The organism is Bacillus cereus group sp. BfR-BA-01350 (assembly GCF_022663775.1).
In the GTDB taxonomy this organism is placed as follows: domain Bacteria; phylum Bacillota; class Bacilli; order Bacillales; family Bacillaceae_G; genus Bacillus_A; species Bacillus_A paranthracis.
In genome coordinates, this window is sequence record NZ_JAKUGD010000014.1 from 16,800 (window position 1) to 42,526 (window position 25,727).

The following is a 25,727-nucleotide window of genomic DNA, read 5'->3' on the forward strand; positions in this document are numbered from 1 at the left end:
AAAAATGTCACAATTTAGACACAATTATAATGCGCGTGTTATAGGGACTATAAGTTTACTCTCGAGGAGGTAATGAAACGTATGAAAACGATTCTTGCTGTCGCTGGTCTCATTTGGGTAATGTCTCACGGTTTTCCGATTTTTGAAGGGGAGCAAATTCGTAGTGCATTGGATAAAAAGTTTAATGATTATCATGTGATAGATCGAAAAGATAACGTCGTTACAGTACGTGTGAAAGATTGTTTCCATACAGTTACGGTTGCGGATGGAAATGTTAAAAATGAAACAAAGATGTGTGATAAAAAGTAAAAGAAAGAAGCTGACTATAGTCTATCGCTCTAAGTCAGCTTCTTTTTCGTTTCCCAATTAGAAGTTTTTCAAATGCCTCAACAAACACATACATAAGTGTTGCGAGGACGCATGTGAGTAGTACGCTCAGTAAGACAAGTGTGAAATTAAATACTTGGAATCCGTAGCTAATTAAGTAGCCAAGGCCTTGTTTAGAGACGAGAAGTTCACCGAATATAACACCGACCCACGATAATCCAACGTTCACTTTTAACGTTGAAATAATGGCTGGGAAAGATGCAGGGAGAACGACTTGTTTATAACATTGCCATTTATTTGCGCCAAATGTGTCCATCACTTTTATATAGTTAGAATCGACTTCTTGAAATGCGCTGTAAATAACGAGAATGGTAATGATGATAGAAATGATTACTCCCATTGCAATTGACGAAGAAATATTTGGGCCGAAGATTACAATGATAATCGGACCAAGTGCTACTTTTGGCATGGCGTTTAGGACGACGAGATATGGATCGAGTACGCGGGCGAGAAGTGGTAGCCACCAAAGGAAAGTAGCGATAATAGCTCCGAGCACTGTTCCAAGAATGAAGCCTAATCCCGTTTCAAGTAATGTCGTCCATATGTGAACCAAAAGCGAACCGTCCATCCATTTATTAAGGAAGAGCTCCCAAATGCTTGAAGGAGAGCTAAAGAGTAAAGGATCAATCCATTCTTTTTTGCTAGCGATTTCCCATAGTGCAAAGAAAAGAATGAGCAGTAAAAGCTGCAAAGAGCGTGCTAACCATGCGCGCCTGCGTTCTTTTTTCCGAAACTGTTCATGTAGTTGCTTTATATTATCCAAGACGCTCCAGCTCCTTCCATATATTTTGGAAGAGGGATGGGAAGTCATGGTGATGGCGTGATTCTAACGGTGATAAGGAACGGATGCTTTCTGGGACGATAAATGTTTTTGCAATTTTTCCGGGATTCGCTTGTAGTAAATAAATACGATCACTCATCGCAATTGCTTCTTCAATATCATGCGTCACGAGTAGTGAAGTTTTCTTATATTTGTGTAGTAAGCTGAAAACGAGATCTTCTAGTTTCAATTTCGTTTGATAATCGAGCGCCGAAAAAGGTTCATCTAGCAATAAAATTTTTGGATCGGTCGCTAATGTTCGAACGAGGGCGGCACGTTGACGCATACCACCGGATAGTTCACGAGGGTATTGCTGCTCTACATCATGTAGACCGACTTGCTTTAAAAGCTGTAAAGTATGTTCTTTCGTCTGTTCATCGTAAATTTTTCGGATATGAAGCCCAAGCATAATATTTTCTTCAATTGTTTTCCATGGAAACAAGTAGTCTTGCTGCAACATATACCCCATAGATGAAGTTTTCGTTGTAATGGGCTCACCATCTAAAAAGACGATACCTTCAATTGGATCAAGCAGCCCAGCAATAATGGAGAGAAGTGTCGTTTTGCCACAACCACTTGGACCGAGTATCGAAATGAATTCGCCTTCTTCCACTTGTAAACTCATATCTTCAAGAATCAATTTGGCATTCTCTTTTGCGAAAAAACAGTGAGAAACGTTACGTATTTGTAAAAAGCTCATACACTTCGCCTCTATTTCTTAATAACGCTCTCGGCAATTTTTGTATTGACGAGCGCTTCATGTGGAACTTCTTTTTGTAATTCGCCAGCGTCTTTCATAATCGTTTGGAGCTGTTTCCATTCTTCAGCATCTAATAGCGGATTTGTCGCATAAGAATGTTGCTTTTTATACCGTTCAATTACTTTTACTGTAATGTCTTTTGAAGTGTCTTTAAATAACGGAGAAACGGCATCAGCAATTTCTTCTGGGCTATGAGTATCAACCCATTGTTGTGCTTTATACAGCGCCCGTGTGAATTTTTCAGCAGCAGCTTTATCTTTCTTCAAGAAACTTTCTTTTGCCATGAACGATGTATACGGAACAGTACCAGATTCATTTCCGAACGAAGCGACGATATAACCTTTTCCTTCTTTTTCGAATATACTTGCAGTCGGTTCAAAGAGCTGGACAAATTCCCCCGTACCAGATGCGTAGGCATTTGCAATATTAGCAAATTCAATGTTTTGAATTAAGTTTGTATCTTTGTGAGGATCAATGCCATTTTTCTTTAAAACGTATTCTCCAACCATTTGCGGCATACCGCCTTTACGCTGTCCTAAAAACGTAACACCTTTTACGTCATTCCAATTAAAAGAATCTAATTTTTTACGCGAAACTAAAAATGTTCCATCTGTTTGTGTAAGTTGTGCGAAGTTAATGATAGGATCTTTTGCTCCTTGTTGATGAACGTAAATGGACGTTTCAGAACCGACGAGAGCAATATCAATCCCGCCAGATAATAAGGCAGTCATCGTTTTATCTCCTCCAGCTGTTGTTTGGAGGTCAACATGTAATCCCTCATCTTTAAAAAATCCTTTTTCAATCCCGACATATAACGGGGCATAGAAGAGAGAATGGGTAACTTCGCCGACGCGAACATTTTGAGTTTGTTCTTTCGTATCTTCTTTTTTACTACTGCAAGCAGCAAGTGTGAAGACAGCTAGTAACATGATACAAAAAACAGCTATTAATTTTTTCACTATATAACACCTCCTAGAAGTCACTCTACAAGCATGATATGTAGGTAAGTGCCCACATGTGAGTGTAGATAGCAGGAATTTTTTTGGGGATAAAGAAGTACAAATATAAGGGGTGATAAAATGGAGTACGAATATGATGATAGCGTACATTTACATCTTGACTATTTCGGAACAGAATGCGATATGGAATCGATTGCTTATAAACGGAAGAATGAAGACGTGTGGGATGTATATTTTAATTTTGGAGCATATGGTCTTCAGAAAGATGGGATCGAGACGGGTAAATTTATGGACGAATATGCTGGCTATTACGTTTTTTCGGTACATGCTCGCGATCTTAGCTGGGAATTTGGAAGTGCTCAATTTGAAGAGTGGGTTTTGAGAAATCATATCGTAGAAAAATCGCTGCAAAAATAAGGAGGAATTTTGTGGTCGATTTTCTCATTTTCTTATTCATTTTTGTAGTGGGATTTTTTATTATGCAAGTGCTCATCTACCGATTTGCAAAGAAAAACATTCAAAAATATACAAAGATAAAATGGGTTCATATGTGGCTAGAGATGAATATGAAAAAGGGTCCGAGATTAGATTTTTTTGATTTTGTAGTTATTGTACTCGTATGTATCGTATGGAAAATATGGCTGTTTCCTTTTATATAATATACATGCTAATGATTTTTTCTTTTATCATAAAATAACGAAAAGAACCTGTCTTGTGGCGGGTTCTTTTCGTTGTGGTAATATTTGTGAAAAACTTGCATTTATAAGTAAAATAGTGAGTAGTATTGTGAAAGATATTTTGACAAATATAGAAACACATACATACGGAATTAAAGTGTGATTACAGAATGGACAAATTGGCTGTGTGCAAAGTGTGGGGTAATAAGAAAGAGGTCGTCCACCGTTGGACGACCTCTTTCTTATTATGCTTGGTTCGTGCGGAAGAATGGAAGCTTCTGCACAATGTGAATTAATCCGTATGCAAGAATTAAGCACATAAGGGGATTAATGAAAAATCCATAGCGATTAATTGCTAAGAATAAGTTTGAGAAGATAATGTAAATAATAGAACTTGCTACTAGCATCATAACGCGTTTATGTTTAAATGAATTTAGCATGAAGCAGAAGCTGCTCAAGAATGTACCGATGATAAACACTCTATGACATAGTTGCATAAAGTTGTGAATACGGTATTGGTCTACAGCAGGAGCTGTTTTGAATAATTCAATTGTTTTACCGACAGTGAACCAAGAGAACCAATAAGTGAAGTCCGTCTTAAAGCCGTTCTTGATTAATTCTTTTGCGTATGCCCCTTTGTCATCTAAGCCTTTGGCTCTCATTTCATTTACTATATTTTCATATCCAATTTTATTAAATGGATCAGCACCCGCAATTAATGGATCAGCACCTTGGGTTGAGAATAAAATAAATTGGTTGAGTGCTAAATAGTTACGAACAACCCATGCGCCAATAATAAAGAAAGGCCCGATAAACCATAACAATCCGATTCGAATGGAGTCTTTAAATCCATATGTAAATAACACAACAAGAACAGGAATGAGCATCATTGGAGCTGGATTTGGACGGAACATAAGTAAAATTGAAACGACAATTCCAAACCATATATGGAATTTCACTTTATTGTATTTCCATGCGAGAACAAATACATATACACATAACGCTAATAAGAATATGGATGGAACTTCTGTTAGCAATGTACGGAAGTATGTATAGTTACTTGGATAAATAGCATATAAAATACTTGCAACAATTCCATAAATGTTTTTTTCGAACAATTCTTTTCCTATTAAGAATACTAATAGCACTGTGCATAGGTTCATAATCATGTTAATAACAGTTGCTACGTAATAGTAAGGAATTGATGTAATATCAGAAATAATCATAGCGCCAGCTAATAGTAATGGCTGACCTGGTGTGATATATGCATTTTTCCCTGGAACTTCACTAGGTTCTAAATACACATAACCAAATACACCATGTTTTAATAGTTGTTCAGCTGTTAACGAATAGTTAAAGGCATCATTTGCACCATATGTTACTTTGACTAACTCTCCATCTAATCCTGGCTGTTTTACTAAACAAAAAACGTGCAACAGGAAAGAAAGCGCCAAAATTGCATATACCGCTTTAGGCAAACTCTTAAACTTAGTAAGCAAAAATGAGCAACTCCTTTTTTATTAATTCTTTCGTATTTTCATGTAAAATCTTTAATAGTATTAAGGATTTCCAAAACATAGTTATTATATCATAAAGTGGAATGCTGAAATTAAGTTTTTCAAGAATGAGTAATTTGTATGCCATAATTTAACTGTTTACTAAGGGAATATTAAGACAATACATTTATGATAGAATCAAGTATGCAGACGAAATATGTCATATATGTTATTTTAATAGAAATAGTTCTTTCGATGCGGGGGAAATTAAGACATAGAAACGAGGGAATGAATTGAAGTATGGTTCTACACTTTTTGATCTTCCAAAAAGAAATATATTAATTTCTAGCATTATAAGTAGTATGGTGACTTTATTAGTAATAACTATGCTGTTTATGCTTTTAAAGGTTTTTAATTTAGACATAATGAAAGCTCATTTAAATCAAAATCTTGTTTTAATTGTTATGATGATTTTCATATGGGGCATAACATTTTATATTTCACATTTTAATAAAAAAGAGATGTCTACACTTAGGGCATCCCTACGAGTGCATTTTATATTATTTTTACTAGCTCATACAGTAGCATTATTTTATATTGTCATGCAAGTTAATATGAGTTTTATAGAGGCAATGAATTGGATTTACTTGTATAACATGCAGTTTATATTAAGTTTTGTAGCAATTTATGCAATATACATTCTTGTTTATAATTTAATAGGCAAGGTTTTTCTAAGTATGATTTTAACGAGCTGTGCGTTAGTCATTTTAGGTATTGTGAATTATTTAAAGCTTATTTTTAGAGGTGATCCGCTGTATCCTTCTGATTTCACACAAATTATGCACATGCAATCTGTTATACCGATGGTGATGGACTATTTTAGCTGGAGTTATATTTTTGTCATTATCTTAAGTATCGTGGCTTGTATTGTAGCAGGGATATATATGAGAAGGTATATTCAAAATGTAAAGACTCATCTAGGAATAAGAGCTTTATTAGTAGTAGGGTCTATTTTTGTTCTATATGCGTACGGTAATTTTGCGAACACATTTATGAATAAAGTATTTCAAAAATCAGGTGTAGATTTTGTTTTGTGGGATCAAAATGAGAACTATGCTTCAAATGGTTTTGTACTTGGGTTTATTAGCAATTTAGATACAACAGTTATGGAAAAACCAAAAAATTATTCTAAAGAAAATATGCTTCAAATAGCAAACGATATAAAAAAACAATATAGTGGAAATATAGGGAGCCAAAAGAAAAAAGAGAAACCGAATATTGTTTTTGTAATGAGTGAATCGTTTTGGGATCCGACGAAAGCAACTAACCTTTCTTTTAGTGAAGATCCTGTACCAAATTTACATCATTATATAGAAAACTTTCCTGGTGGACAAACTATTTCTCCTACATTTGGGGGAAATACGGCGAACGTTGAATTTGAGGCGTTAACGAGTTATTCAATGAGTTTGTTAAAGCCAGGTTCTATACCATATCAGCAGGTTATTACAAATAAGAAAGAAATTCCATCAATCCCTACGGCGTTGAAAAAAGAAGGGTATTACACAAGTGCAATTCATTCATTTGGTCGCACATTCTTTAAACGTGATGATGTATATAAGGTGTTAGGATTTGATAAGTTTAATGCAGCTGATACGATGGAAAATGTAGATATTGATGGAGATTATATTAGTGATTTAGCGATGAGTAAAGAGATAATTGCTGAGTTAGAGAAGCAAAAACAACCTACATTTATTCATGCAGTTACGATGCAAAATCATTTTCCATTTACAGAGGGCCGATTTGGTGAAAACCTAATAGAAATTAGCGGGCTAGAAAATGAAGAATCAAAGGGAGAATTAGAGACGTATACAGAAGGGTTAAGACGTTCAGATGAGGCCCTTCAATATTTAATAGAGCAACTAGATAATTTAGATAGACCTACATTATTAGTGTTCTTTGGAGATCATCTTCCATCATTAGGAACAAATAAATCTTTTTATAAAGAAAATGGGTATATAACGAATGAAAAAACACCGAGTGAACGTTTAGCGATGGCGCAAACGCCGCTATTAATGTACGCAAACTTTGATATGCCAAATGATAATTTAGGTGTAGTAAGTCCAATTTATTTTTCTAATCTTATTTTTGATTATGCGGGATTAAATAAATCTTTATTTTATCAATTTTTATCGGGATTTTACAAGGAAATACCGGTGATTAGAGATGAATTAAAAGTTGATAAAAATGGAGAAGTAATCAATGATTTAACAAAGAAACAAAAAGAAATGTTAGAGCAATATAAAATGCTCCAATATGACTTACTCGTCGGAAATCAATATAGTAAAGATATCCTCTTTAAATAAAGTGAAACTTTAATCAGTGGGGGTTTTCTTCATCCCCCACTGATTATCAGCCCTCACCAATCGGACTTTTATGGGCAGCCCGACCCCCACCTAACTTCTTTGCTTTGCTGAATTTTGAGGTGGGGATCTTACTGCCCGTTAAAGCGGGATAAAAGAAACAAAAAGAACTTGTATAACGATACAAGTTCTTTTTTATAGTATTTAACGGGGTAACCAGACAAGCTAGGTTTAGGGAGTATTACCTGTACATTTAGTATAAATGAAAATATAATCGTTTTATCAGTTGATTTGTGAGAAATGTGTGAATTTTAACGTTTTTGAAAACTACGTTCCTATCGATACGATTTGGCATAGGTTTTTATGAATGCAAAAACTTTATAAGTTCTTCGTTTAATTCATCCGCTAGGAGTGTAGGATTTCGTTCTATTAAGACACCAAACTTTCCTTCATTCTTACGTGTGAAAGATTGTAGTTACTTATTCCTCATCAATTCCCCGTAAAAGCCCGATTAGTGAGGGATAGTTAATTTACCACTTATATAAAATCTCTCCCACATAATATACGTATTATTGTTTATAATTTTTATGATTACATATCGTCTGAAAATATTAAAACGTTGGGATGATTTTCCTCAAATGTTCGATTTATCTTTGTTTGTATAAGAAAATCATTTATTATAATAAATGGTATTCTTAGAGATATTATGTTGAAGGGGTGTTGAAGTGAAAGAAAGTTTTCTATCATATAAAGAAGAAGAAAGGAATGCCAAAATCTTTTTGTGGGTGCTATACGTCATTGTTGTTTCATACCAAATTTTCTATGCAATCGTATTAGAAAATAAATCACTAACGGATAAGGGACATAGCATACTATGGCAAGTTATTTGCGGAACTGCAATACTCGGTGTAAATGTATATTTAATAAAAAAAGAGAAAGTGAATTCTGTGAAATATGCATGTGTATTTGCATACATAGGAATAGAAATTGCTAACATATTTTCGTATATGCTTTATAATGAGGCGGCATTTGATGGGGGAAATATAATAGAAATTATTTTCATCTTCTTTGTACCTATATTTTTAAATAAAAAATATTTTGTGTTTGTACTTTCAACTATTGTAGGGAAATATGTAATTTACTTATTTGTATTAAAAGAAGTAAAAGGATTTATGTTCCTCATTATGTATACACTCGTATTAATAGCAGCATACATCATTTTAAATCGATTTATACAATACCTTTCAGCGGTAAAGGAAAGTATTAAGATTGCGAGTGAATCACAAAAATTAGCAGTAATCGGAAAGATGGCAGCGACAGTGGGACATGAAATTAAAAATCCACTTGCTTCATTGAAAGGGTTTACGCAATTACAACGAGAGAAGCATGAAGAGGACCCTATTTATAAACAGATGATTTTTGAAATAGAAAATATGAATAATATGATAAGTGAATTGATGGAAGTTGCTACATGTAAACCTTCTATTTATAAGAAACATAATATAGGTGAAATTGTATTACAAGCAGTAGCAATTCTTCGAGAAAAAATGAATGAATCTACTGTCCAGCTTATTTCTAATATCGAAGAAAAGATGATAGAAATTGAATGTGATGAGCGGAAAATGCGAGGAGTTTTTCTATATGTCATAAAAAATGCTCTGGAGGCAATGGAGCAAGGTGGCACATTAGAGTTACGGTTAGAAAATAAAGGACAAGATTATGTAATGCTAAGTGTAATCGATAATGGTTACGGTATTAAGAAAGAGAATGTGGCTCGTGTTACAGAAGCTTTTTATACAACAAAACAAGATAAAATTGGTTTGGGACTTACGGTAGCAGATCGAATTGTCAACGAACACCTTGGTATGTTACATATTTCAAGTGAAAGAGATAAGGGAACGAGAATAGATATTATTCTTCCAAAAAAGTGTGGAAATAATGAAATCCAATTGAGAGAAAAGCTAGGAGTTACCATATGAATAAAGACGGTATATTTAAAAATGAAGAAATGAAGGCGCTGAAAATATATTTAAGTTTATTTTTCATTATATTTTTTGTATACGATCTTGCCTACGAATTTATTGTACCTTTAATAGGAGGAGAGCAAGAAGGAGTAGGACAATTTGAAGATGGTTTAGGTTTATGGCTTTATTTTCTGATGGTGGTTTTATTTTGCATTGGAATATACTTTATGAAATGGAAAAATCCATTTGCAGTAAAGTATATTATTCTAATTGGGTATAATCTATTAGATTTTATCCATAATATTATGATTTACTACGGTAGTGATGCTGAGTTTGATGGTGGAAATATAGTAGAAGGATTTTTTATTTTATTTGCCCCACTTTTTGTGAATAAAAGATATTTTTGGTTAGTTCCGAGCATACTTGTTGGAAAATACGCTCTTATAGGAATCATGATTCACTCATCACTCGTTTTAATCCCAATGGCATTATATAGCGTATTTACTATCATATGTTGGATTATGTTTTTAAGGTTCCAATCTTACGTTCGTACGCTTGAGATGATGAATAAAGAAATACAACAAACAGAAAAGTTAGCAACTGTTGGGAAAATGGCTACAGTTATTGGTTCCAAAATTAAAAGACCTTTAGCTAATTTAGATAAATTTGTAAATAAGCAAGCGGTTAAATATCCAGAGGATAAAATATATAGTGATATTATGAAACAAGAAGTAGAACGAATTCATACAATCGCTACAGAACTTAGTGGATTTGAGAAATCTAAATCAATAGAATCAGAAGTTCATAATATAGAAGAAATTATCGCTTATGTTATTCGAGTTATGGGGAAGCCTGCTTTAAATCAAGGTGTGCACATACAAGGTATTTATAGTAAAGACATACCATCGATTAGATGCGATGAAAAACGATTAAAACAAGTGTTTTTTAATTTAATTAAAAATGCGATTGAAGCAATGTCAGTTGGCGGAACGATTACGATTAAAGTGACTGTAGAAGATGCAATCATTGTTCAAGTTAAGGATGAAGGTTGCGGCATTCCAAAAGACAAAATCCCGAAGCTAAATGAAGCCTTTTACACAACAAAAGAAACGGGAACAGGTTTAGGCTTAGTAGTTACAGAAAAAATTATTAAAGATCACAACGGTAAAATAAGTTTTGAAAGTGAAGTTGGGGTTGGAACGACGGTGAAGGTTATATTGCCGATACAATAAAAAATATATTTTAAAAAGGGAAATCATTTATTTGAGAGTGATTTCCCTTTTTTGTGAATAAAAATCCGGAAGTGTTTACACTATTGGTGCATTATATATAATTACGAATCCAATATATGGGTATTTTTATAGTGATAATATATAGTGAATTTGTCTGTTATTGATTTTTTTAGAATTGAAATGGATATATCTTTTATATACTATAACCACCATTTTTCCTGTGGAACCAAAGTAACATCCACTTCAAAATTCTCTTTAAACCACTCATACATCAATGTCTCTTTCACTAAATATTCAGAGGCAGAGTGTGATACACCGATGAGTGACATATTCGTTTCTTTTACGTAATCCATAATGAGCGAGTATTTCTGTTTACCGTAATCATTGTCGATATGGCAATGGATTTCCCCAGTAATATATGCTTCAGCGCCTTTTGCTTCTGTTTCTTTCATGAGAGAAACGACATCACCACATCCCGCAATAATTGCAATTTTTTTGATAGAATCATGTTGTTTACCTTCGAAGTCTGTGTAAGGAATATGGAAGAGATTTTTGAGACGCTTTTGGAGTGCTTCTGTGGATGTTTCATCTATTTCACAAATAAGGCCAACTGGCTCTTGTTCGGGGCCTTCATATGCAAAGCCGTCAACTACATGAGCATGTAAGACTTTTGCAATTGAAATGCTCGTTCCATGCGTTTGATGAATATCCATTGGTCCGTGACATGTATATATAGAAAGTTGTTTTTCTTTTATTGCTTGCAAATATTTTTCAGGTATTGGAATAAAACCACGACCTGATTTTCCAAGCGGATCCCCGCATTCCATTACAAGTGGGTGGTGCATAAAAAGTAAATCACCAGGTGTGGACTGTGAAATGAATGTTTCAAGAACGTCATTTGTAGGAAAAACGGCTAAAAATACTTTATTTACAGTTTCAGCTCCTCGTATCATAAGGCCGTTAAATAGCTCTATAAAATTGGTTTCGAAAAATTGTTGCCACGGAAAGTGGATAGGATCATATACAGATGGGATAAATCGACTAAAGGCACTATCTTTTCCATATTTTTCGATTTGGAACAAATGATTGAGTGATTGTTCTATGTCTTTTAAAGCTCGCATGTTGTATTATCCTCCTTGAACTGATTCTTTTTCTATTAGTTGTTTTTCATAGCAAAATAAGAAGCGGTTAGGAAACAAATAAAACCTAAAATCCAACCAATAGAAGGAGAATAAGGAAGTATATGTTGTAATATCATACCGCTAGAAATAAAAAAGCTACCGAGTAGACCTAGGAAGATGGGGTATCGCAGTAATTTGAGCATGGGTGATACAACCTCCTTTACTACATACATTGTATATTGTTCATAATTTTCTGTATATATTTTTAAAGAAAAATGGTGGTACAATATATGAAGGATACGAGAAGAGAGGATGAAGTTTAGAATATGTACGTTACTGTAACAGAAGCAGCATATAAAAAAATTATGGATACGATTCCAGATGAGGCGAAATATATAAAGTTATTTTACGATAATGAAGGTTGCGGTTGTGTAATGAGCGGAATTATCGATTTAGTAGCTGTAGCAGAAAAAGATGAGCGCGATGTGGATATCGAATCTAGCGCAATGAATTTTATCGCAGATCGCACAAAACTTGTATTTATGGATGATAAATTAACAGTTGATTGGCATGAAGGTGGAGGGACGTTTCAGCTGAAGAGCCCGAGCCAATTTTATAATCCAAATATGAAGTTACACGTTCGAGTGTAGTAAAGAAAAGGTGGTTCCAAAACGTATTTTGGAGCCACCTTTTTTATTGTATAAGTCGCTATTATTGTCGTTTTTTGTTGATAAGTCGATATATTTTGAAAATCGCCGATATAATTTCATGTACCAAAACGTTTCATACAATAAAAAGATTTTTTCACATAATGAAATGTACATATGATTGAATTTTCTGTATAATTTTATTTGCGGAGGGGATACGCATGAGAAAATGGGGAATTGAGTTATTAATTTTAGCAGTCGTTATCATTTGGGGGATTAATTTTACGATTGCGAAATATGGACTTTTAGAATTTACAGCAATTGAGTTTACTGCACTTCGGATGATATCAGCGGCACCGCTTATGTTACTCCTTACATTTTTTATTGAAAAGTCGGTTTATATGGAGAGAAAAGATATACCTAGATTAATTATCGTTAGCGTTGTAGGTATTGTACTGTATCAAACGTTATTTATGGAAACTGTCAAATATACATCCGCTACAAATGCCTCTTTACTCATTTCTATTTCACCTATTTTTACAACTGTATTTGCGATTTTCTTAAAACAAGAAAAGTTTTCTTCTCGAAAGCTCATCGGTTCTATCATTGCTTTTGGTGGGGCAGCTTTAGTTTTAGTAGCAGGGCATTCACTTGCTAGTTCTTTTTACGGGAATGGGATTGGACTCATTACATCAATATGCTGGGGGCTTTATCCTGTTTTAGCTGGTCCATTAATTAAAAAATATTCAGCATTACGTGTTACCGCATGGTCAGCATTAGTTGGCGCGATTCCGCTCTTATTATTAAGTGGACCACATGTATTTACAATGCCATTTCACATTACACATGGAATGACCCTATTTGCTTTACTATATTCTATTTTCTTTGTAACAGTATTTGGTTTAGTGATGTGGTATGTAGGCGTTCAAAAAATTGGGGCATCACATACGATGGTATATATGTATATAACGCCGCTTGTTGCCGTTTTATTTGCAGCTGTATGGGCAGATGAATATGTATCGTTTCAACAAATAATCGGTGGAATTATTATTTTCTTCGGTCTATGGTTTGTGAAATCGGAGAAAGTAAACATTCATTCTACTGCAGGAGAACCTATATCAAAATAGGAAAACAGATCACCTATGATCTGCTTTCCTATTTTTTTATTTTTGGTAAGAAGACGAGAAATAAGATCGCAGTAATAAGTGGAATTAAGTTTAAAAATGGAATACGGAAGAGAGTAATCAGAATAATACCAGGAAGAAGGACACCGAGGACAGCGTAGAAAATACTATGGTTCTTCGTGTACCAATACAATGAAAGTCCAATAAGTGCAGGGATAATGAGGTGAATGAGAGCCATTAAAAAATAAATCATTAGACGCCCCCTTTATTTGTGTACTTATTACATCATATCCGTATGTTCATAGATTGATATCAATTTTTTCATAAATGGACGAAAAATGTTTGAAAAAACGTCACAAATTATGGGGGGATGATCTTTGAAATCTTGTATAATATTATTTTCTAAAAATATTTAAACAACATAAACATACCGTTTATGTTGTTTTTAATTTGAGTGAAATGAATGTAAGCAGTATAAACTTGAAAAAATTTATTGTTGGATAGATAAAAATTACGGAAGAGGAGAACATCATGATTAGTATGTCATTAAGGTCGTTTAAAATTCAATCGTATTATATACTAGGTATTCTTTTACTAGGCTGGATGGTAACGCCGTTTTCAGCACATTTTTTAGGTGCAGGAATTGGACTTATCGTAAGTATGTATTGCGTTTGGCTTTTAGGGAGACGAATTGAGAAGCTTGGAGATAGTATCGTAAAGAAAACGAAAGCGCCGACGCTCGGTATGTTTAATCGTTTTGCCGCTGCTATTTTAGGCGCTATTATTATGTACGAAATTGAGCACCATATGGTGATGTGGGCATTTGCAGTAGGGATTATGGGCGGTTATTTCTTAATTGTTGTGAATTTAGGATACTATAGTATGAAAGATGAGAAAGAATTAACAAAGAGCTAAAAAGCTAAAAAGCTAAAAAGATAAAAAGCTTCTTTTTAGATGGGATAGATGATCCAGCCATGGCTAGAAGCGGTCAGAGCCTGTTTTACCCCATGCGATGTGAAACCAGAGATATGTAGCGAGTAGGGATATAATTTATATATTCGAAGCCGTGATTTGTCTGTGTGAAAATGGATTTACTCTGGAATAAGGGATACGATAATGGATAGTATAACAGGAAGCGAAATGTTGCATAAAATACAGGTTTTTGCTTCCAATAAGTTAACATGAAATCACGTATTAGTATGACTTTTAGGTTCTTTAAAAAAGTTGGATATAATACAAAAAAAGATTCCGGTAATTAGAATAATATATTTTATCGTTTCACTTGTATGCTCAAATAAACTAACGTTAAGCATCACAAGTCCCCAAAACATTTGGATCGCTCCATAACTGAATAAAATCTTTCCTGTACGAGAAAAATTTTTCATAAGTTTCTCTCCTTCCTATATATGTAAATTATATCATAGGAAACTAAAAAAAAATAACTATAAAGTGAAAATTATGTAAATTAATAAACTAAGTCACAGATGAAGAAATCAACGTTTTACTTTATATAAGATATAGAAAGAAGCTTACGTAAAAAACGTAAGCTTCTTTTTTATGTAAGTGTGTGTAACCGTTAAGCCGCATTGGGTTTTGTCGGTGAGTACGCGAAACTTTACGGTTACACGACACTTATTCATATGAGTAAAGGGTTATTCCAACAGAAAGTTTGCGCTTAAGCGATTGGACCGCCTAAGTTAATAATGTCTTCAGATACGCTGTCGAACTTTTTGAAGTTAGCTTTGAATTCATTTGCAAGTTCGATTGCTTTAGCTTTATATGCAGCTTTATCAGCCCAAGTTTGTTCAGGCATTAACACTTCGTCAGGTACACCTGGTACGTGAAGTGGAACTTCAAGACCGAAGATGTCATGTTTAGCTGTTTCAGTTTTCGCAAGTTCACCGCTTAATGCTGCTTGAATCATTGCACGAGTGTAACCTAAGTTCATACGTTTACCAACGCCGTATTCGCCACCAGTCCAGCCAGTGTTTACTAAGAATACTTTCGCATCGTGTTTCTCGATTTTCTCACCAAGCATTTCAGCATAGCGAGATGCATCAAGTGGTAAGAATGGTGAACCGAAGCAAGTTGAGAATGTTGCTTGCGGAGATGTAACACCGCGCTCTGTTCCTGCTAGTTTACTAGTGTAACCACTTAAGAAGTGATACATAGCTTGTTCTTTTGATAACTTACTGATTGGAGGCAATACGCCAGATGCATCAGCAGTTAAGAAGATAATTGTATTTGGGTGTCCTGCAACACTTGGCAGTACGATATTGTCGATCGCATGCATAGGGTATGCAGCACGAGTATTTTCTGTTAAAGTAGTATCGTTATAGTCTGCGATACGCGTTTGGTCATTAATGATAACGTTTTCTAAAACAGATCCAAATGTGATTGCATCGAAAATTTGTGGTTCTTTCTCGTGAGAAAGGTTTACACATTTCGCGTAGCAACCGCCTTCGATATTGAATACACCGTTATCAGACCAACCGTGCTCATCATCACCGATTAATTTACGGTTTGGATCAGCAGATAATGTTGTTTTACCTGTTCCAGATAAACCGAAGAATAATGCTACATCGCCTTCTTCACCTACGTTTGCAGAGCAATGCATAGAAAGAATATCTTGTTCAGGTAATAAGAAGTTCATAATAGAGAAGATTGATTTTTTCATTTCTCCAGCGTATTCTGTACCACCAATTAGTACGATACGTTTTTCGAATGAAACCATAATGAATGCTTCAGAGTTTGTACCGTCAACAGCTGGATCAGCTTTGAAATTCGGTGCAGAAACAATTGTGAACTCTGATTCATGAGTTGTTAATTCTTCTTCAGTTGGACGAATGAATAGTTGATGTACAAATAAATTGTGCCATGCATATTCATTAATAACTTGAATTGGTAGGCGGTAATTGCGGTCAGCGCCTGCAAATCCTTTGAAGACGAATAACTCTTCTTTCTCTTTTAAGTATTCTAAAACTTTCGTATATAATTTATTAAAATGTTCTTCAGAAATCGGTTGGTTTACTGCTCCCCAAGCAATTTTGTCAGCAACCGATGCTTCTTTCACAATAAATTTATCTTTAGGAGAACGTCCTGTATATTTTCCAGTTGAAGCAGAAACGGCACCAGTCGAAGTTAATTTCCCTTCATTTCGCATTAATACTTTTTCCACTAATTGCGGAACACTTAGTTGAATCTGTGCATTGCTTCCGTTCAATAATTCGTGTAAACCAATTTGGACATTCACAGTACTCATATTTATATACCATCCTTTTCATTTAATGAAATATTTCTCGTAATCCCCAACAAGAGTATAACACAATTATATAAATAATGTATACTATTTATTTCTTTTTGTTTGTGTGAATACATTATTTCCTTATTAATATTTCATTTTAGGCGCATTGAGAAAAACTTTCACGAAAATGTGAATATTAATTGACAAATGAATATCATTTCTTTAGTATAGGTTGGGACGGATACTCTCTTATCCCGAGCTGGCGGAGGGACAGGCCCGATGAAGCCCAGCAACCTCACTTGTAGTGGTAAATACAGGTGAATAGGTGCTAAAACCTGTGCGAGGCTACAGGTCTCGAACGATAAGAGCGAAGGGCAAAAAGCAGTATGCAAGTAGCAAATTAAACCTTTCCTCTCTATTATGTAGGAAAGGTTTTTCTGTATGCTTGTGTGGGAGAATAAATGTATGTCGCAATCTGTGGCAAATTAAGGATGAGTTCCGTACAATATATACAATTACTGTAGGGAGGTTTACCACATGACAAAAAAACGTCATCTGTTCACATCTGAGTCTGTAACTGAAGGACATCCAGATAAAATTTGTGACCAAATTTCTGATTCAATTTTAGATGCGATCTTATCAAAAGACGCAAATGCACGTGTAGCTTGTGAAACAACTGTAACAACTGGTTTAGTATTGGTAGCGGGGGAAATTACGACTTCTACTTACGTAGATATTCCAAAAATCGTTCGTGAAACAATTCAAGGCATTGGTTACACACGCGCAAAATACGGATTCGATGCAGAAACTTGTGCAGTTTTAACATCTATCGATGAGCAATCTGCTGACATCGCTATGGGTGTTGACCAAGCGCTAGAAGCACGCGAAGGTCAAATGACTGACGCTGAGATTGAGGCAATTGGTGCAGGAGACCAAGGTTTAATGTTTGGTTTCGCATGTAATGAAACACAAGAGTTAATGCCACTTCCAATCTCGCTTGCTCACAAATTAGCTCGCCGTTTAACTGAAGTACGTAAAAATGATACATTATCATACCTACGTCCGGATGGAAAAACGCAAGTTACAGTTGAGTATGATGAAAATGGTAAACCAGTACGTGTTGATACTATCGTAATTTCTACACAACATCACCCAGATGTTACATGGGAAGAAATCGATCGCGACTTAAAAGAGCACGTAATTAAAGCTGTAGTACCAGCAGAATTAATCGATGGAGAAACGAAATTCTTCATTAACCCAACTGGCCGCTTCGTAATTGGTGGACCACAAGGTGATGCTGGTTTAACAGGACGTAAAATCATCGTTGATACTTACGGTGGATACGCTCGCCACGGTGGCGGTGCATTCTCTGGTAAAGATGCAACGAAAGTTGACCGTTCTGCAGCATATGCAGCTCGTTATGTTGCGAAAAACATCGTAGCAGCTGGTCTTGCTGAAAAAGCAGAAGTACAACTTGCATACGCAATCGGTGTAGCGCAACCAGTATCAATTTCAGTTGATACATTCGGCACTGGTAAAGTATCTGAAGACGTACTAGTAGAACTAGTTCGTAACAACTTCGATCTTCGCCCAGCTGGTATTATTAAAATGCTAGACTTACGTCGCCCAATTTACAAACAAACAGCAGCTTACGGCCACTTCGGACGTACTGATGTAGATCTATCATGGGAACGTACAGACAAAGCTGCAGCTTTAAAAGAGCAAGCTGGTCTATAATATATGAAAAAAAGCTTTGCGCAGTGAGCGCAAAGCTTTTTTTATATATAATTACGTTGGAATAAAGCGAAGAGTTCAATGTCATGCCAAGTGCCATTGCGGAATATAGCTTCTTTACAAGTTCCTTCATGTTGAAAACCGAGCGATTTATATAATTTAATTGCTCTATCGTTAAAAGAAAATACTCGTAAAGAAAGGCGATGTAAATTTAATTCTAAAAATGCATAATCCAATAATAAGGTGAAAGCTTCCTTCCCATAACCTTGCCCCCAGTAATCCTTGTTACCAATATCAATAATACATTCAGCGTTTCGATTATACGAATCAATATGAATTAAAGAAGTAATACCAATTGAAAGATGCGTAGCTTTTTCTTCAATGATATAGCTTTTAGAGTCCGAAGAATGAATAAATTGTTGGCAAAGTTTTTCTGTGTCTTGAAGGGAATATTTATCAAGAGTGAGAGTAGTTGAACTCATAACGTCTATATCATTATGCCATTTATAATATGTTAGAATATCATCTTCGGAAAATTTTCGTAACTGGATACGGTTTGATTCAAACAATGTAAGTCCCCCTTTTGTATTTACTATTTTTTGTTCATTATTTCAACACACGAGCTACAATAAATCTCTCCTTCTAGTTCAATATACTTTCTCATATTCGTCATGCCACTTGCTGGAAATGGCATATGAATCCAAGCCTTTTCATACGTTTGTATTTCCTTTTCACATGATTTACAAAGGATTGGTTTCTTCTGGAACATATGTAATCAACCTTTCATTTGACGTGCTTTGCCCGCGCAAAAAGCACTGCTTAGTAAAAATAGTGTCGCAAATATAATGCTCACCAATGTCGCGTATGGGATTGCTCCTTTTAGAGAAAAGCCGACAGTGATGGAAGCGATAAATAAGAGGATGAATGTTGTTGTTAATTTTTTATAAAGTTCCATAATATGTAGACCTCCGATTTATTTTTTAGTACAAGTTTTAAAATTGAATTCCATTAGAAAGAAAATATAAAGGGTAGCTTAAGATGTGTAGTCTAGGAGTAGAAGAAAATGCATTTTCCTTTTTGTGGGTTAGTATACTTATATTGTATCATGGCGTATTATCGGCTTCATACATAATTGTGTAAAGGTATGTATGATAAAATGAAGAAAAGCCTTTAGGAAAGGAAAGATAAAAAAAATGAGCGTAACCGAACATAAAAAACAAGCGCCAAAAGAAGTGCGCTGCAAGATCGTAACAATTTCCGATACACGTACAGAAGAGACAGATAAGAGCGGTCAACTATTACATGAATTGTTAAAAGAAGCAGGCCATACAGTGACTTCTTATGAAATTGTGAAAGATGATAAAGAAAGTATTCAGCAAGCAGTGTTAGCTGGTTATCATAGGGAAGATGTAGATGTTGTGTTAACAAATGGCGGTACTGGTATTACGAAGCGTGATGTCACAATTGAAGCAGTATCAGCGTTATTACATAAAGAAATTGTTGGATTTGGTGAGTTGTTCCGCATGATTAGTTATTTGGAGGATATTGGAAGTAGTGCCATGTTAAGTAGAGCGATCGGCGGCACAATTGGGCGTAAAGTAGTCTTTTCGATGCCAGGGTCTAGCGGAGCGGTTCGCCTTGCGATGAATAAATTAATTTTACCAGAACTAGGTCATATTACATTTGAGCTGCATCGCCAATGAGTAAGTATGCTGGAATTGTATTAGCAGGTGGTATGTCGAGTAGATTCGGTGAGCCGAAAGCGCTAGCGAGTTGGCAAGGTAGTACGTTTATTGAGCATATTTTGAAAGTGATGACAAGCACGCTCCAAGAAGTTGTAGTCATTAGTCATTCTGATATAAAAGAGCGAGTAGAGAAACTCGTACAAGTGCCTGTTATAGAAGACATTCCGCACTATAAAGGGAACGGGCCACTTGCTGGAATTGTATCAGGTATGGAATATATAGAAGCAGATTGGTACGCTATTATGCCATGTGATGCGCCAAATGTTTCGCATGAGTGGTTCACCATTTTATTAGGGCAAACGAGTAATGAATATGATGCAGTTGTACCTATCATTAATGGAAGAAAACAGCCGTTACTTGCAGCGTACCATAACCGCGTGAAAGAAAAGATTTATGCTTTGCTTCAAGAAGAAAAAAGAAGTATGGTTCAGCTTTTATCACAATGTAATGTGAAATATATTGCTGGTGAAGATGTACAAGCAAATGCGGATTGGTTTATCAATGTAAATACGAAAGAAGAATATGTGCAGGCTCAAAAAGACCTTTCAAATGAATGAAAGGTTTTTTGGTATACAGAAATTGGGGAACAATTACTGTATAAAGGTATGTGAGTAAGTTGATTTTAAGGGGAATTCTTAAAATCACTATACAGAGTAAAAATACTGTATAACCATATATTAATTTTTATGGGTTTTTATTACAAGCCTATTTGTTTATGTTTGTTTTTGTTATAATGAATATAGAAATAATATGATATTTCACCTTGTGTATCATTTGTTTAGGTAAATTTTACAATTGTATAATAAACTCCCTTCGTTTTTTGAAGGGAGTTTTTCTATTTAAGCAAGTAACTCTGATGCGTTATGCTGAAGCACTTCCTCATATTGGTTAAGCAAGCCACGAAAGATCTCATCCCAGCTTTTTGATTTCGCATAAGATAAAGCTGCTATTCCCATCTGCTTAAGTTTTTCTTCATTTTGCAATAAAAAATAAATGGATGATAGAAATGCGTCCTCATTTTTGGGGGGACAAAGAACTCCCGTTTTTCCATCTGTAATAATATTTTTAACCCCGCCACTATTTGCACCAATGACAGGTGTACCGCATGCAAGCGATTCAAGTACAACATTTCCAAATGTTTCAGTAGCTGATGGAAATACCATCATGTTAGAACAAGCATATGCTTCAGCTAAATCCCCGCCTTGTAAATAGCCAGTAAACGTGACATTTGTTTTCGGAACAGCTTCACGAAGACTTGTTGATAGAGGACCGTCTCCTGCTATAAGCCAATGAATATCGTTTCGAGTATGCGCTGATTTAACGATAAGATTTTGCAACGTATCAATATCTTTTTCAGGGGCAATCCGTCCAACATAGGAAAGGACATACTTCGCTGTAATATTATATTTTTTCCGGAATAGGTCTGTATTGTAAGCTGGATGAAAAAGATTGCAATCTACACCCCGTCCCCAAATAGAGAGAGCCTGAAAGCCTTTATGTTTTAATTGATGTAATGTTTCAGGAGAGGGGACAAAATTTTTTTGCATATGACTATGAAACCACTTTAAATAATTCCAAAGCATATTAGAGAGGAATTCGATTTTGTAATAACGTAAATAAGCATCGAAATCAGTATGATAAGAACCGACAACTGGGATGTTTAACTTTTTCGCATAATACAATCCACAAAGTCCCATGTTGAAAGGTGTAGCAATGTGAATCATGTCAGGTTTAAAGGAAAGAAGTTCTCGTCTAATGCGCGGAGTAGGAAAAGAAAAGCGACATTCTGGATATAATATTGTTAACGGGATACTTCTCATCTTGTTCACATTCGCTACGAAATTATCTTCAGCTGTATGCTGAGGCGCGAAAACAGAATAGGCGATTTTTTCTTTCTGAAAATATCGTGTTAACCGCTCTAACGTTTTCGCAACCCCGTTCACTTGTGGCGTAAAAGTATCGGTAAAAATGGCGACTCTCATCATATCACTCCTTTATGTGAAAAGTGGGATGAATTGATAAAAAGAGATGATGCCAGAGCAAGTACCGAGGCACATACCGACGAATACATCAGACGGATAGTGAAGCCCTAAATAAATGCGCGAAATACCGACGCATAATGCTAACGGTAATAGGAAAATAAGTAAGCTTGGATTATAGCAAATAAATGGAATAAAGACAGAGAAAACGGCTGTTGTGTGACCAGACGGGAAAGAGTGGTCTTGTAATGGATGGACTGGATATTTTGCATCCTGAATTGTTAAATAAGGACGTTTTCGTGGATACCATCTTTTTAATATTTGCACAGGAATATGGCTAATTGCTAGCGAAATAGCAGTTGCAATTGCAGCTTGATGCAAAGTTCCATCTGCGAAAATTAAAAAGAACAGTGTGAGTGCGATAGAGAAAGTCGCGCCACCGATATGAGTAATATTGCTGAAAAAGATATTTAACGTTTTTTGATCAAAGTAGCGGTTAATTCCTTTGAAAATGTAACATTCTATTTTATACAGTCCACTGACCTTCATGAAAATTCTCCTCCCTCGTTTACATATATATGGAGATATTAGCTTTTATTTTAATAAGATTTTGTTGAGCGAGTAATAATGTTTTGTAAAGAAAAAGTTAGATTTTATATAAAAAAGCTGCCAGTATTATGGCAGCAGTAAAATCATTTTTGTAGTGATTTATAATATTGACCTTTTTCAACGTATTGCGTGCGAATTCGCTCCATGTCTTTACGGTCTTCCTCTGTTAATTCACGAACGACTTTCGCTGGACGACCGAAAGCTAGCGTGTTCGGCGGAATTTTCTTTCCTTGTGAAACGAGGCTTCCAGCACCGATAAAGGCTCCTTCGCCAATTTCAGCACCATCTAATATAATAGATCCCATTCCAATTAAAGCATCTTTCTTAATATGGCAGCTATGTAAAATGACTTGATGCCCAATTGTTACGTCATCTTCTAAAATAAGAGGATACTGTGGGCTTTGGTGGAGTGTACATTGATCTTGTACATTTACGCGGTCTCCAATAATTGTTGGTGACACATCACCGCGGATGACTGTATTAAACCAAATACTTGATTCCTCGCCAATTGAGACATCGCCTGTAATGGTAACATAGTCAGCGATAAAAGCACTACTCGCAATTTTCGGATTTTTTTCTTTGTAAGGATATATCATGTAAAGCCTTCCTTTCCTAGAGACTAGTTTCAGTGTACCAAATTATGAAAAAGAGTGAAATGGAGGAAAGCCGTATGTGGAATTATGAAGCTGAAGAAGCAAAGGCTGTAATCGTTATCGTGCACGGCGCAATGGAATATCACGGACGCTATGAAGCCGTTGCGGAAATGTGGAATCATATCGGCTACCACGTCGTGATGGGGGACCTTCCGTCACATGGAACGACTTCAAGAAATAGAGGACATATTGATTCGTTTGATGAATACATAGAGGAAGTTAAATTATGGGTGAAAGAGGCAAGAAAGTATCGGTTACCTATTTTTCTATTTGGTCATAGTATGGGTGGTCTTATTGTCATTCGTATGATGCAAGAGACGAAGAGAGAAGATGTAGACGGCATTATTTTAAGTTCGCCATGTTTAGGTGTATTAGCTGGACCTTCTGCACCGCTTCAAGTTGCCTCAAAAATATTAAATATTATCGCTCCGAAGTTACAATTTGCAACGAATCTTACAGTGGAAATGTCAACGCGTAATCATGAAGTGAGAGATGCGATGGAGAACGATTCATTGTTCTTGCGCAAAGTATCAGTACGTTGGTATAGTGAATTGATTAAGTCTATTGAAATCGCTCATAAAAAAATAGATGATTTTCCAGATGTTCCGCTCTTGCTAATGCAAGCATGTGAGGATAAACTTGTAGATAAAATACGTGTCCGCACTTGGTTTGATAATGTTAAAATAAGTGATAAGGCTTTTAAAGAATGGCCGAATTGTTATCATGAGTTATTAAATGAGTATGAGCGTGATGAAATTTTGAATTATATTCAGTCATTTACTGAAATACGCATCAATAACATAATAGAAACAAATAAGTAAATTATTTGTACATTGAATAGAGGAGATGAAGGAAGAAGTGAACGTACCGAGTAATCCCATAACGCTCATGGCGAAAGTATACCGTGATGTGTTTCCGGTTGTACACCATGAGCTAGCGATGTGGAAAGAGCGTGCCTACCATATTCCGAATGATGAGCTTCATAGTCAGGCAATCGCAAGTATTGAGCATAAAACGTTTCATTGCGAAGGCGGTGGCATTTTAGCACTATTAGCAAATGAACACCGTGAGGAATGTATTCGTTTTATCGTCGCATATCAAACGATTAGTGACTACTTAGATAATTTATGTGATCGCAGTACATCACTTGATCCGAATGATTTTGCCGCACTGCATGAATCTATGTTAATGGCATTATCACCTGAAGTAGAAGGTGGCGGTAATTATTATCGTTATCGTGACGATCAAGATGATGGTGGTTATTTAGATGAACTTGTTGAAACATGCCAAGATGTTTTAAAGAAAACGAAGCACTATGACAAAATTGCTCCTATTCTTCATGAACTTGCTTGTTATTATTGTGATCTGCAAATTCATAAACATGTGAAATTAGAAGAAAGAGAACCACGATTACAAACATGGTTTGAAGCACATAAAGAAAACTTACCGGAGATGAGTTGGTTTGAATTTTCAGCATGTGCCGGTTCTACGCTTGGAATCTTCTGTCTTGTCGCATATGCCTTTCATGATGAATTACATGATGAAGATATTGCGAAAATTAGACAAGGATATTTCCCTTACGTACAAGGGCTTCATATTTTACTTGATTATTTCATCGATCAAGAAGAAGACCGCGCTGGCGGGGATTTGAATTTCTGTAGTTATTACGAAAATGAGCAAGCTATATTAGATCGTATGAAACATTTTGTAGAAGAAGCAGAGAAAAGCATTGGTGATTTGCCTCATGCGAAGTTTCATCGTCTCATAAGCCGAGGATTACTTGGTATTTATTTATCAGACCAAAAAGTATCAGCACAAAAGAATATGCACAAAATGGCACGGCGCATTGTAAAATACGGTGGTCTCACTTCACGATTCTTCTATTGGAACGGGAAGATGTACCGAAAGAAAACGGCGCAGTGATGAAGAAAACCACTCATGTAGAGTGGTTTTTTGTTATAATATGGTAAAGGTGGTGGCGAAATGAAGCAATTGTTTCAAAAGCTATATGACAATATTGAAATAACATTACTCGTGCTACTCTCCATTTCATTTGTAACTGGAATGTATATGATGATGAATAAAGCCGGCGGTCCTACAACAATGGATTATGTAGCTCAAGTTATCATAGCATTGATTATTATAGTAGATATTGTCTTTTTAATAAGTGGTAGAAAAAAAGAAAATAGTAAATAAAAAAGCATTTGTACACGAGA

General features: G+C 35.4%; 30 protein-coding genes, 1 pseudogene and 1 riboswitch. Of the genes and pseudogenes, 16 read left to right on the forward strand and 15 right to left on the reverse strand.

Annotated elements, in window-relative coordinates:
* Positions 1-81: 81 nt before the first annotated feature.
* Positions 82-309 (forward strand): hypothetical protein, encoded by a 228-nt coding sequence (locus tag MR147_RS22820; RefSeq protein ID WP_000849109.1) that lies wholly within the window; start codon positions 82-84, stop codon positions 307-309.
* 34 nt (positions 310-343) lie between these two features.
* Here the strand turns inward: MR147_RS22820 and MR147_RS22825 are convergent, their stop codons facing one another.
* Genes MR147_RS22825 through MR147_RS22835 form a run of 3 tightly spaced genes read right to left on the reverse strand, consistent with a single transcriptional unit; the run spans position 344 to position 2,926 of the window.
* Entirely contained in the window at positions 344-1,150 is an 807-nt protein-coding gene (locus MR147_RS22825) for an ABC transporter permease (RefSeq protein ID WP_074610622.1), read from the reverse strand.
* Positions 1,143-1,907: an ABC transporter ATP-binding protein gene (locus MR147_RS22830; RefSeq protein WP_000009044.1), complete on the reverse strand. Its 765-nt coding sequence runs from the start codon at positions 1,905-1,907 to the stop codon at positions 1,143-1,145. Before MR147_RS22830 ends, MR147_RS22825 begins: the two co-directional genes overlap by 8 nt.
* 11 nt (positions 1,908-1,918) lie before the next feature.
* Positions 1,919-2,926 (reverse strand): ABC transporter substrate-binding protein, encoded by a 1,008-nt coding sequence (locus MR147_RS22835; protein ID WP_139302914.1) that lies wholly within the window; start codon positions 2,924-2,926, stop codon positions 1,919-1,921.
* A 120-nt stretch (positions 2,927-3,046) separates the two neighbouring features.
* On the opposite strand from MR147_RS22835, the gene MR147_RS22840 reads away from it, so the two are divergent.
* The 3 genes and pseudogenes from MR147_RS22840 to MR147_RS22850 all read left to right on the forward strand — a co-directional run.
* Complete coding sequence (locus tag MR147_RS22840) at positions 3,047-3,343, forward strand: DUF3986 family protein (RefSeq protein WP_074610625.1); 297 nt, start codon at positions 3,047-3,049, stop codon at positions 3,341-3,343.
* Positions 3,344-3,354: 11 nt separating this feature from the next.
* Positions 3,355-3,585: a hypothetical protein gene (locus MR147_RS22845; RefSeq protein ID WP_061129328.1), complete on the forward strand. Its 231-nt coding sequence runs from the start codon at positions 3,355-3,357 to the stop codon at positions 3,583-3,585.
* Between the two features lie 106 nt (positions 3,586-3,691).
* A pseudogene (locus MR147_RS22850) lies at positions 3,692-3,766 on the forward strand (DUF2196 domain-containing protein); the annotation flags it as partial.
* An 82-nt stretch (positions 3,767-3,848) separates the two neighbouring features.
* Here MR147_RS22850 and MR147_RS22855 read toward each other — a convergent pair.
* On the reverse strand, positions 3,849-5,102 hold the full coding sequence (locus MR147_RS22855; RefSeq protein ID WP_000956217.1) for a glycosyltransferase family 39 protein: 1,254 nt from the start codon (positions 5,100-5,102) through the stop codon (positions 3,849-3,851).
* Positions 5,103-5,392: 290 nt separating this feature from the next.
* Here MR147_RS22855 and MR147_RS22860 point away from each other — a divergent pair, with 290 nt between their 5' ends.
* From MR147_RS22860 to MR147_RS22870, 3 genes are all read left to right on the forward strand, one after another.
* Complete coding sequence (locus tag MR147_RS22860; protein WP_242304770.1) at positions 5,393-7,462, forward strand: LTA synthase family protein; 2,070 nt, start codon at positions 5,393-5,395, stop codon at positions 7,460-7,462.
* 722 nt (positions 7,463-8,184) lie between these two features.
* Positions 8,185-9,438 carry an ATP-binding protein gene (locus MR147_RS22865; protein WP_074610513.1) on the forward strand — a complete coding sequence of 418 codons (1,254 nt, stop codon included), beginning with the start codon at positions 8,185-8,187 and terminating at the stop codon, positions 9,436-9,438.
* Positions 9,435-10,655: an ATP-binding protein gene (locus MR147_RS22870; protein ID WP_074610510.1), complete on the forward strand. Its 1,221-nt coding sequence runs from the start codon at positions 9,435-9,437 to the stop codon at positions 10,653-10,655. Before MR147_RS22865 ends, MR147_RS22870 begins: the two co-directional genes overlap by 4 nt.
* A gap of 200 nt (positions 10,656-10,855) precedes the next feature.
* Here the strand turns inward: MR147_RS22870 and MR147_RS22875 are convergent, their stop codons facing one another.
* Positions 10,856-11,776: a Nif3-like dinuclear metal center hexameric protein gene (locus MR147_RS22875; protein ID WP_074610508.1), complete on the reverse strand. Its 921-nt coding sequence runs from the start codon at positions 11,774-11,776 to the stop codon at positions 10,856-10,858.
* A gap of 35 nt (positions 11,777-11,811) precedes the next feature.
* The gene (locus MR147_RS22880) at positions 11,812-11,979 is read right to left on the reverse strand and encodes a hypothetical protein (RefSeq protein ID WP_230462059.1); all 168 of its coding nucleotides are present in this window, start codon (positions 11,977-11,979) and stop codon (positions 11,812-11,814) included.
* 123 nt (positions 11,980-12,102) lie between these two features.
* Here MR147_RS22880 and MR147_RS22885 point away from each other — a divergent pair, with 123 nt between their 5' ends.
* Both MR147_RS22885 and MR147_RS22890 read left to right on the forward strand, forming a co-directional pair.
* On the forward strand, positions 12,103-12,426 hold the full coding sequence (locus tag MR147_RS22885; protein ID WP_074610503.1) for an iron-sulfur cluster biosynthesis family protein: 324 nt from the start codon (positions 12,103-12,105) through the stop codon (positions 12,424-12,426).
* 218 nt (positions 12,427-12,644) lie between these two features.
* Positions 12,645-13,550: a DMT family transporter gene (locus MR147_RS22890; protein WP_001233579.1), complete on the forward strand. Its 906-nt coding sequence runs from the start codon at positions 12,645-12,647 to the stop codon at positions 13,548-13,550.
* A gap of 28 nt (positions 13,551-13,578) precedes the next feature.
* Here MR147_RS22890 and MR147_RS22895 read toward each other — a convergent pair whose 3' ends face one another.
* Positions 13,579-13,800 carry a hypothetical protein gene (locus MR147_RS22895; protein ID WP_000639043.1) on the reverse strand — a complete coding sequence of 74 codons (222 nt, stop codon included), beginning with the start codon at positions 13,798-13,800 and terminating at the stop codon, positions 13,579-13,581.
* Positions 13,801-14,078: 278 nt separating this feature from the next.
* Here MR147_RS22895 and MR147_RS22900 point away from each other — a divergent pair, with 278 nt between their 5' ends.
* Positions 14,079-14,462 (forward strand): ATP synthase subunit I, encoded by a 384-nt coding sequence (locus MR147_RS22900; RefSeq protein ID WP_000624931.1) that lies wholly within the window; start codon positions 14,079-14,081, stop codon positions 14,460-14,462.
* A gap of 272 nt (positions 14,463-14,734) precedes the next feature.
* Here MR147_RS22900 and MR147_RS22905 read toward each other — a convergent pair whose 3' ends face one another.
* Together MR147_RS22905 and pckA are read right to left on the reverse strand one after the other, a co-directional pair.
* The gene (locus MR147_RS22905) at positions 14,735-14,932 is read right to left on the reverse strand and encodes a hypothetical protein (protein ID WP_074610501.1); all 198 of its coding nucleotides are present in this window, start codon (positions 14,930-14,932) and stop codon (positions 14,735-14,737) included.
* A gap of 290 nt (positions 14,933-15,222) precedes the next feature.
* On the reverse strand, positions 15,223-16,809 hold the full coding sequence (gene pckA / locus MR147_RS22910) for a phosphoenolpyruvate carboxykinase (ATP) (protein ID WP_000108804.1): 1,587 nt from the start codon (positions 16,807-16,809) through the stop codon (positions 15,223-15,225).
* A 228-nt stretch (positions 16,810-17,037) separates the two neighbouring features.
* A riboswitch (SAM riboswitch) is annotated at positions 17,038-17,159 on the forward strand.
* 169 nt (positions 17,160-17,328) lie between these two features.
* Here pckA and metK point away from each other — a divergent pair.
* Positions 17,329-18,528: a methionine adenosyltransferase gene (gene metK, locus MR147_RS22915; RefSeq protein WP_000163125.1), complete on the forward strand. Its 1,200-nt coding sequence runs from the start codon at positions 17,329-17,331 to the stop codon at positions 18,526-18,528.
* A gap of 41 nt (positions 18,529-18,569) precedes the next feature.
* On the opposite strand, the gene MR147_RS22920 is transcribed toward metK, so the two are convergent.
* From MR147_RS22920 to MR147_RS22930, 3 genes are read right to left on the reverse strand one after another with little or no spacing between them, the layout of a single operon-like run.
* Entirely contained in the window at positions 18,570-19,094 is a 525-nt protein-coding gene (locus tag MR147_RS22920; RefSeq protein WP_000464124.1) for a GNAT family N-acetyltransferase, read from the reverse strand.
* A 23-nt stretch (positions 19,095-19,117) separates the two neighbouring features.
* Positions 19,118-19,294: a hypothetical protein gene (locus tag MR147_RS22925; RefSeq protein ID WP_000486783.1), complete on the reverse strand. Its 177-nt coding sequence runs from the start codon at positions 19,292-19,294 to the stop codon at positions 19,118-19,120.
* Between the two features lie 6 nt (positions 19,295-19,300).
* On the reverse strand, positions 19,301-19,480 hold the full coding sequence (locus MR147_RS22930; protein WP_000424797.1) for a hypothetical protein: 180 nt from the start codon (positions 19,478-19,480) through the stop codon (positions 19,301-19,303).
* 238 nt (positions 19,481-19,718) lie between these two features.
* Between MR147_RS22930 and MR147_RS22935 the strand changes: the two genes are divergently transcribed.
* Together MR147_RS22935 and MR147_RS22940 are read left to right on the forward strand one after the other, a co-directional pair.
* On the forward strand, positions 19,719-20,228 hold the full coding sequence (locus tag MR147_RS22935) for a MogA/MoaB family molybdenum cofactor biosynthesis protein (protein WP_000117134.1): 510 nt from the start codon (positions 19,719-19,721) through the stop codon (positions 20,226-20,228).
* On the forward strand, positions 20,225-20,827 hold the full coding sequence (locus MR147_RS22940; RefSeq protein ID WP_074610499.1) for a molybdenum cofactor guanylyltransferase: 603 nt from the start codon (positions 20,225-20,227) through the stop codon (positions 20,825-20,827). Before MR147_RS22935 ends, MR147_RS22940 begins: the two co-directional genes overlap by 4 nt.
* A gap of 282 nt (positions 20,828-21,109) precedes the next feature.
* Here the strand turns inward: MR147_RS22940 and MR147_RS22945 are convergent, their stop codons facing one another.
* The 3 genes from MR147_RS22945 to MR147_RS22955 all read right to left on the reverse strand — a co-directional run bounded on the left by MR147_RS22945 (position 21,110) and on the right by MR147_RS22955 (position 23,454).
* Positions 21,110-22,252: a glycosyltransferase family 4 protein gene (locus MR147_RS22945; protein ID WP_074610497.1), complete on the reverse strand. Its 1,143-nt coding sequence runs from the start codon at positions 22,250-22,252 to the stop codon at positions 21,110-21,112.
* A 12-nt stretch (positions 22,253-22,264) separates the two neighbouring features.
* Positions 22,265-22,798, reverse strand: a complete 534-nt coding sequence (locus tag MR147_RS22950) for a phosphatase PAP2 family protein (protein ID WP_074610495.1) — start codon at positions 22,796-22,798, stop codon at positions 22,265-22,267.
* 143 nt (positions 22,799-22,941) lie between these two features.
* Complete coding sequence (locus MR147_RS22955) at positions 22,942-23,454, reverse strand: gamma carbonic anhydrase (RefSeq protein ID WP_000640195.1); 513 nt, start codon at positions 23,452-23,454, stop codon at positions 22,942-22,944.
* Positions 23,455-23,528: 74 nt separating this feature from the next.
* Between MR147_RS22955 and MR147_RS22960 the strand changes: the two genes are divergently transcribed.
* The 3 genes from MR147_RS22960 to MR147_RS22970 are packed head-to-tail and all read left to right on the forward strand — an operon-like array spanning position 23,529 to position 25,707.
* Positions 23,529-24,332 carry an alpha/beta hydrolase gene (locus MR147_RS22960; protein WP_074610492.1) on the forward strand — a complete coding sequence of 268 codons (804 nt, stop codon included), beginning with the start codon at positions 23,529-23,531 and terminating at the stop codon, positions 24,330-24,332.
* Positions 24,333-24,369: 37 nt separating this feature from the next.
* A complete protein-coding gene (locus tag MR147_RS22965) occupies positions 24,370-25,434 on the forward strand; it encodes a tetraprenyl-beta-curcumene synthase family protein (RefSeq protein ID WP_001102453.1) in 1,065 nt (354 codons plus the stop codon).
* 60 nt (positions 25,435-25,494) lie between these two features.
* Positions 25,495-25,707, forward strand: coding sequence for a hypothetical protein (locus tag MR147_RS22970; RefSeq protein ID WP_074610489.1), 213 nt, complete (start codon positions 25,495-25,497; stop codon positions 25,705-25,707).
* The last annotated feature ends 20 nt before the right edge of the window (positions 25,708-25,727 follow it).

Coding starts and splice junctions, on each gene's coding strand:
- MR147_RS22820 (WP_000849109.1), top strand. CDS start 82: ATGAAAACGATTCTTGCTGTCGCTGGTCTCATTTGGGTAATGTCTCAC.
- MR147_RS22830 (WP_000009044.1), bottom strand. CDS start 1,907: ATGAGCTTTTTACAAATACGTAACGTTTCTCACTGTTTTTTCGCAAAA.
- MR147_RS22840 (WP_074610625.1), top strand. CDS start 3,047: ATGGAGTACGAATATGATGATAGCGTACATTTACATCTTGACTATTTC.
- MR147_RS22870 (WP_074610510.1), top strand. CDS start 9,435: ATGAATAAAGACGGTATATTTAAAAATGAAGAAATGAAGGCGCTGAAA.
- MR147_RS22875 (WP_074610508.1), bottom strand. CDS start 11,776: ATGCGAGCTTTAAAAGACATAGAACAATCACTCAATCATTTGTTCCAA.
- MR147_RS22880 (WP_230462059.1), bottom strand. CDS start 11,979: ATGCTCAAATTACTGCGATACCCCATCTTCCTAGGTCTACTCGGTAGC.
- MR147_RS22885 (WP_074610503.1), top strand. CDS start 12,103: ATGTACGTTACTGTAACAGAAGCAGCATATAAAAAAATTATGGATACG.
- MR147_RS22890 (WP_001233579.1), top strand. CDS start 12,645: ATGAGAAAATGGGGAATTGAGTTATTAATTTTAGCAGTCGTTATCATT.
- MR147_RS22895 (WP_000639043.1), bottom strand. CDS start 13,800: ATGATTTATTTTTTAATGGCTCTCATTCACCTCATTATCCCTGCACTT.
- MR147_RS22900 (WP_000624931.1), top strand. CDS start 14,079: ATGATTAGTATGTCATTAAGGTCGTTTAAAATTCAATCGTATTATATA.
- MR147_RS22905 (WP_074610501.1), bottom strand. CDS start 14,932: ATGAAAAATTTTTCTCGTACAGGAAAGATTTTATTCAGTTATGGAGCG.
- pckA (WP_000108804.1), bottom strand. CDS start 16,809: ATGAGTACTGTGAATGTCCAAATTGGTTTACACGAATTATTGAACGGA.
- metK (WP_000163125.1), top strand. CDS start 17,329: ATGACAAAAAAACGTCATCTGTTCACATCTGAGTCTGTAACTGAAGGA.
- MR147_RS22925 (WP_000486783.1), bottom strand. CDS start 19,294: ATGTTCCAGAAGAAACCAATCCTTTGTAAATCATGTGAAAAGGAAATA.
- MR147_RS22930 (WP_000424797.1), bottom strand. CDS start 19,480: ATGGAACTTTATAAAAAATTAACAACAACATTCATCCTCTTATTTATC.
- MR147_RS22935 (WP_000117134.1), top strand. CDS start 19,719: ATGAGCGTAACCGAACATAAAAAACAAGCGCCAAAAGAAGTGCGCTGC.
- MR147_RS22940 (WP_074610499.1), top strand. CDS start 20,225: ATGAGTAAGTATGCTGGAATTGTATTAGCAGGTGGTATGTCGAGTAGA.
- MR147_RS22945 (WP_074610497.1), bottom strand. CDS start 22,252: ATGAGAGTCGCCATTTTTACCGATACTTTTACGCCACAAGTGAACGGG.
- MR147_RS22950 (WP_074610495.1), bottom strand. CDS start 22,798: ATGAAGGTCAGTGGACTGTATAAAATAGAATGTTACATTTTCAAAGGA.
- MR147_RS22955 (WP_000640195.1), bottom strand. CDS start 23,454: ATGATATATCCTTACAAAGAAAAAAATCCGAAAATTGCGAGTAGTGCT.
- MR147_RS22960 (WP_074610492.1), top strand. CDS start 23,529: ATGTGGAATTATGAAGCTGAAGAAGCAAAGGCTGTAATCGTTATCGTG.
- MR147_RS22970 (WP_074610489.1), top strand. CDS start 25,495: ATGAAGCAATTGTTTCAAAAGCTATATGACAATATTGAAATAACATTA.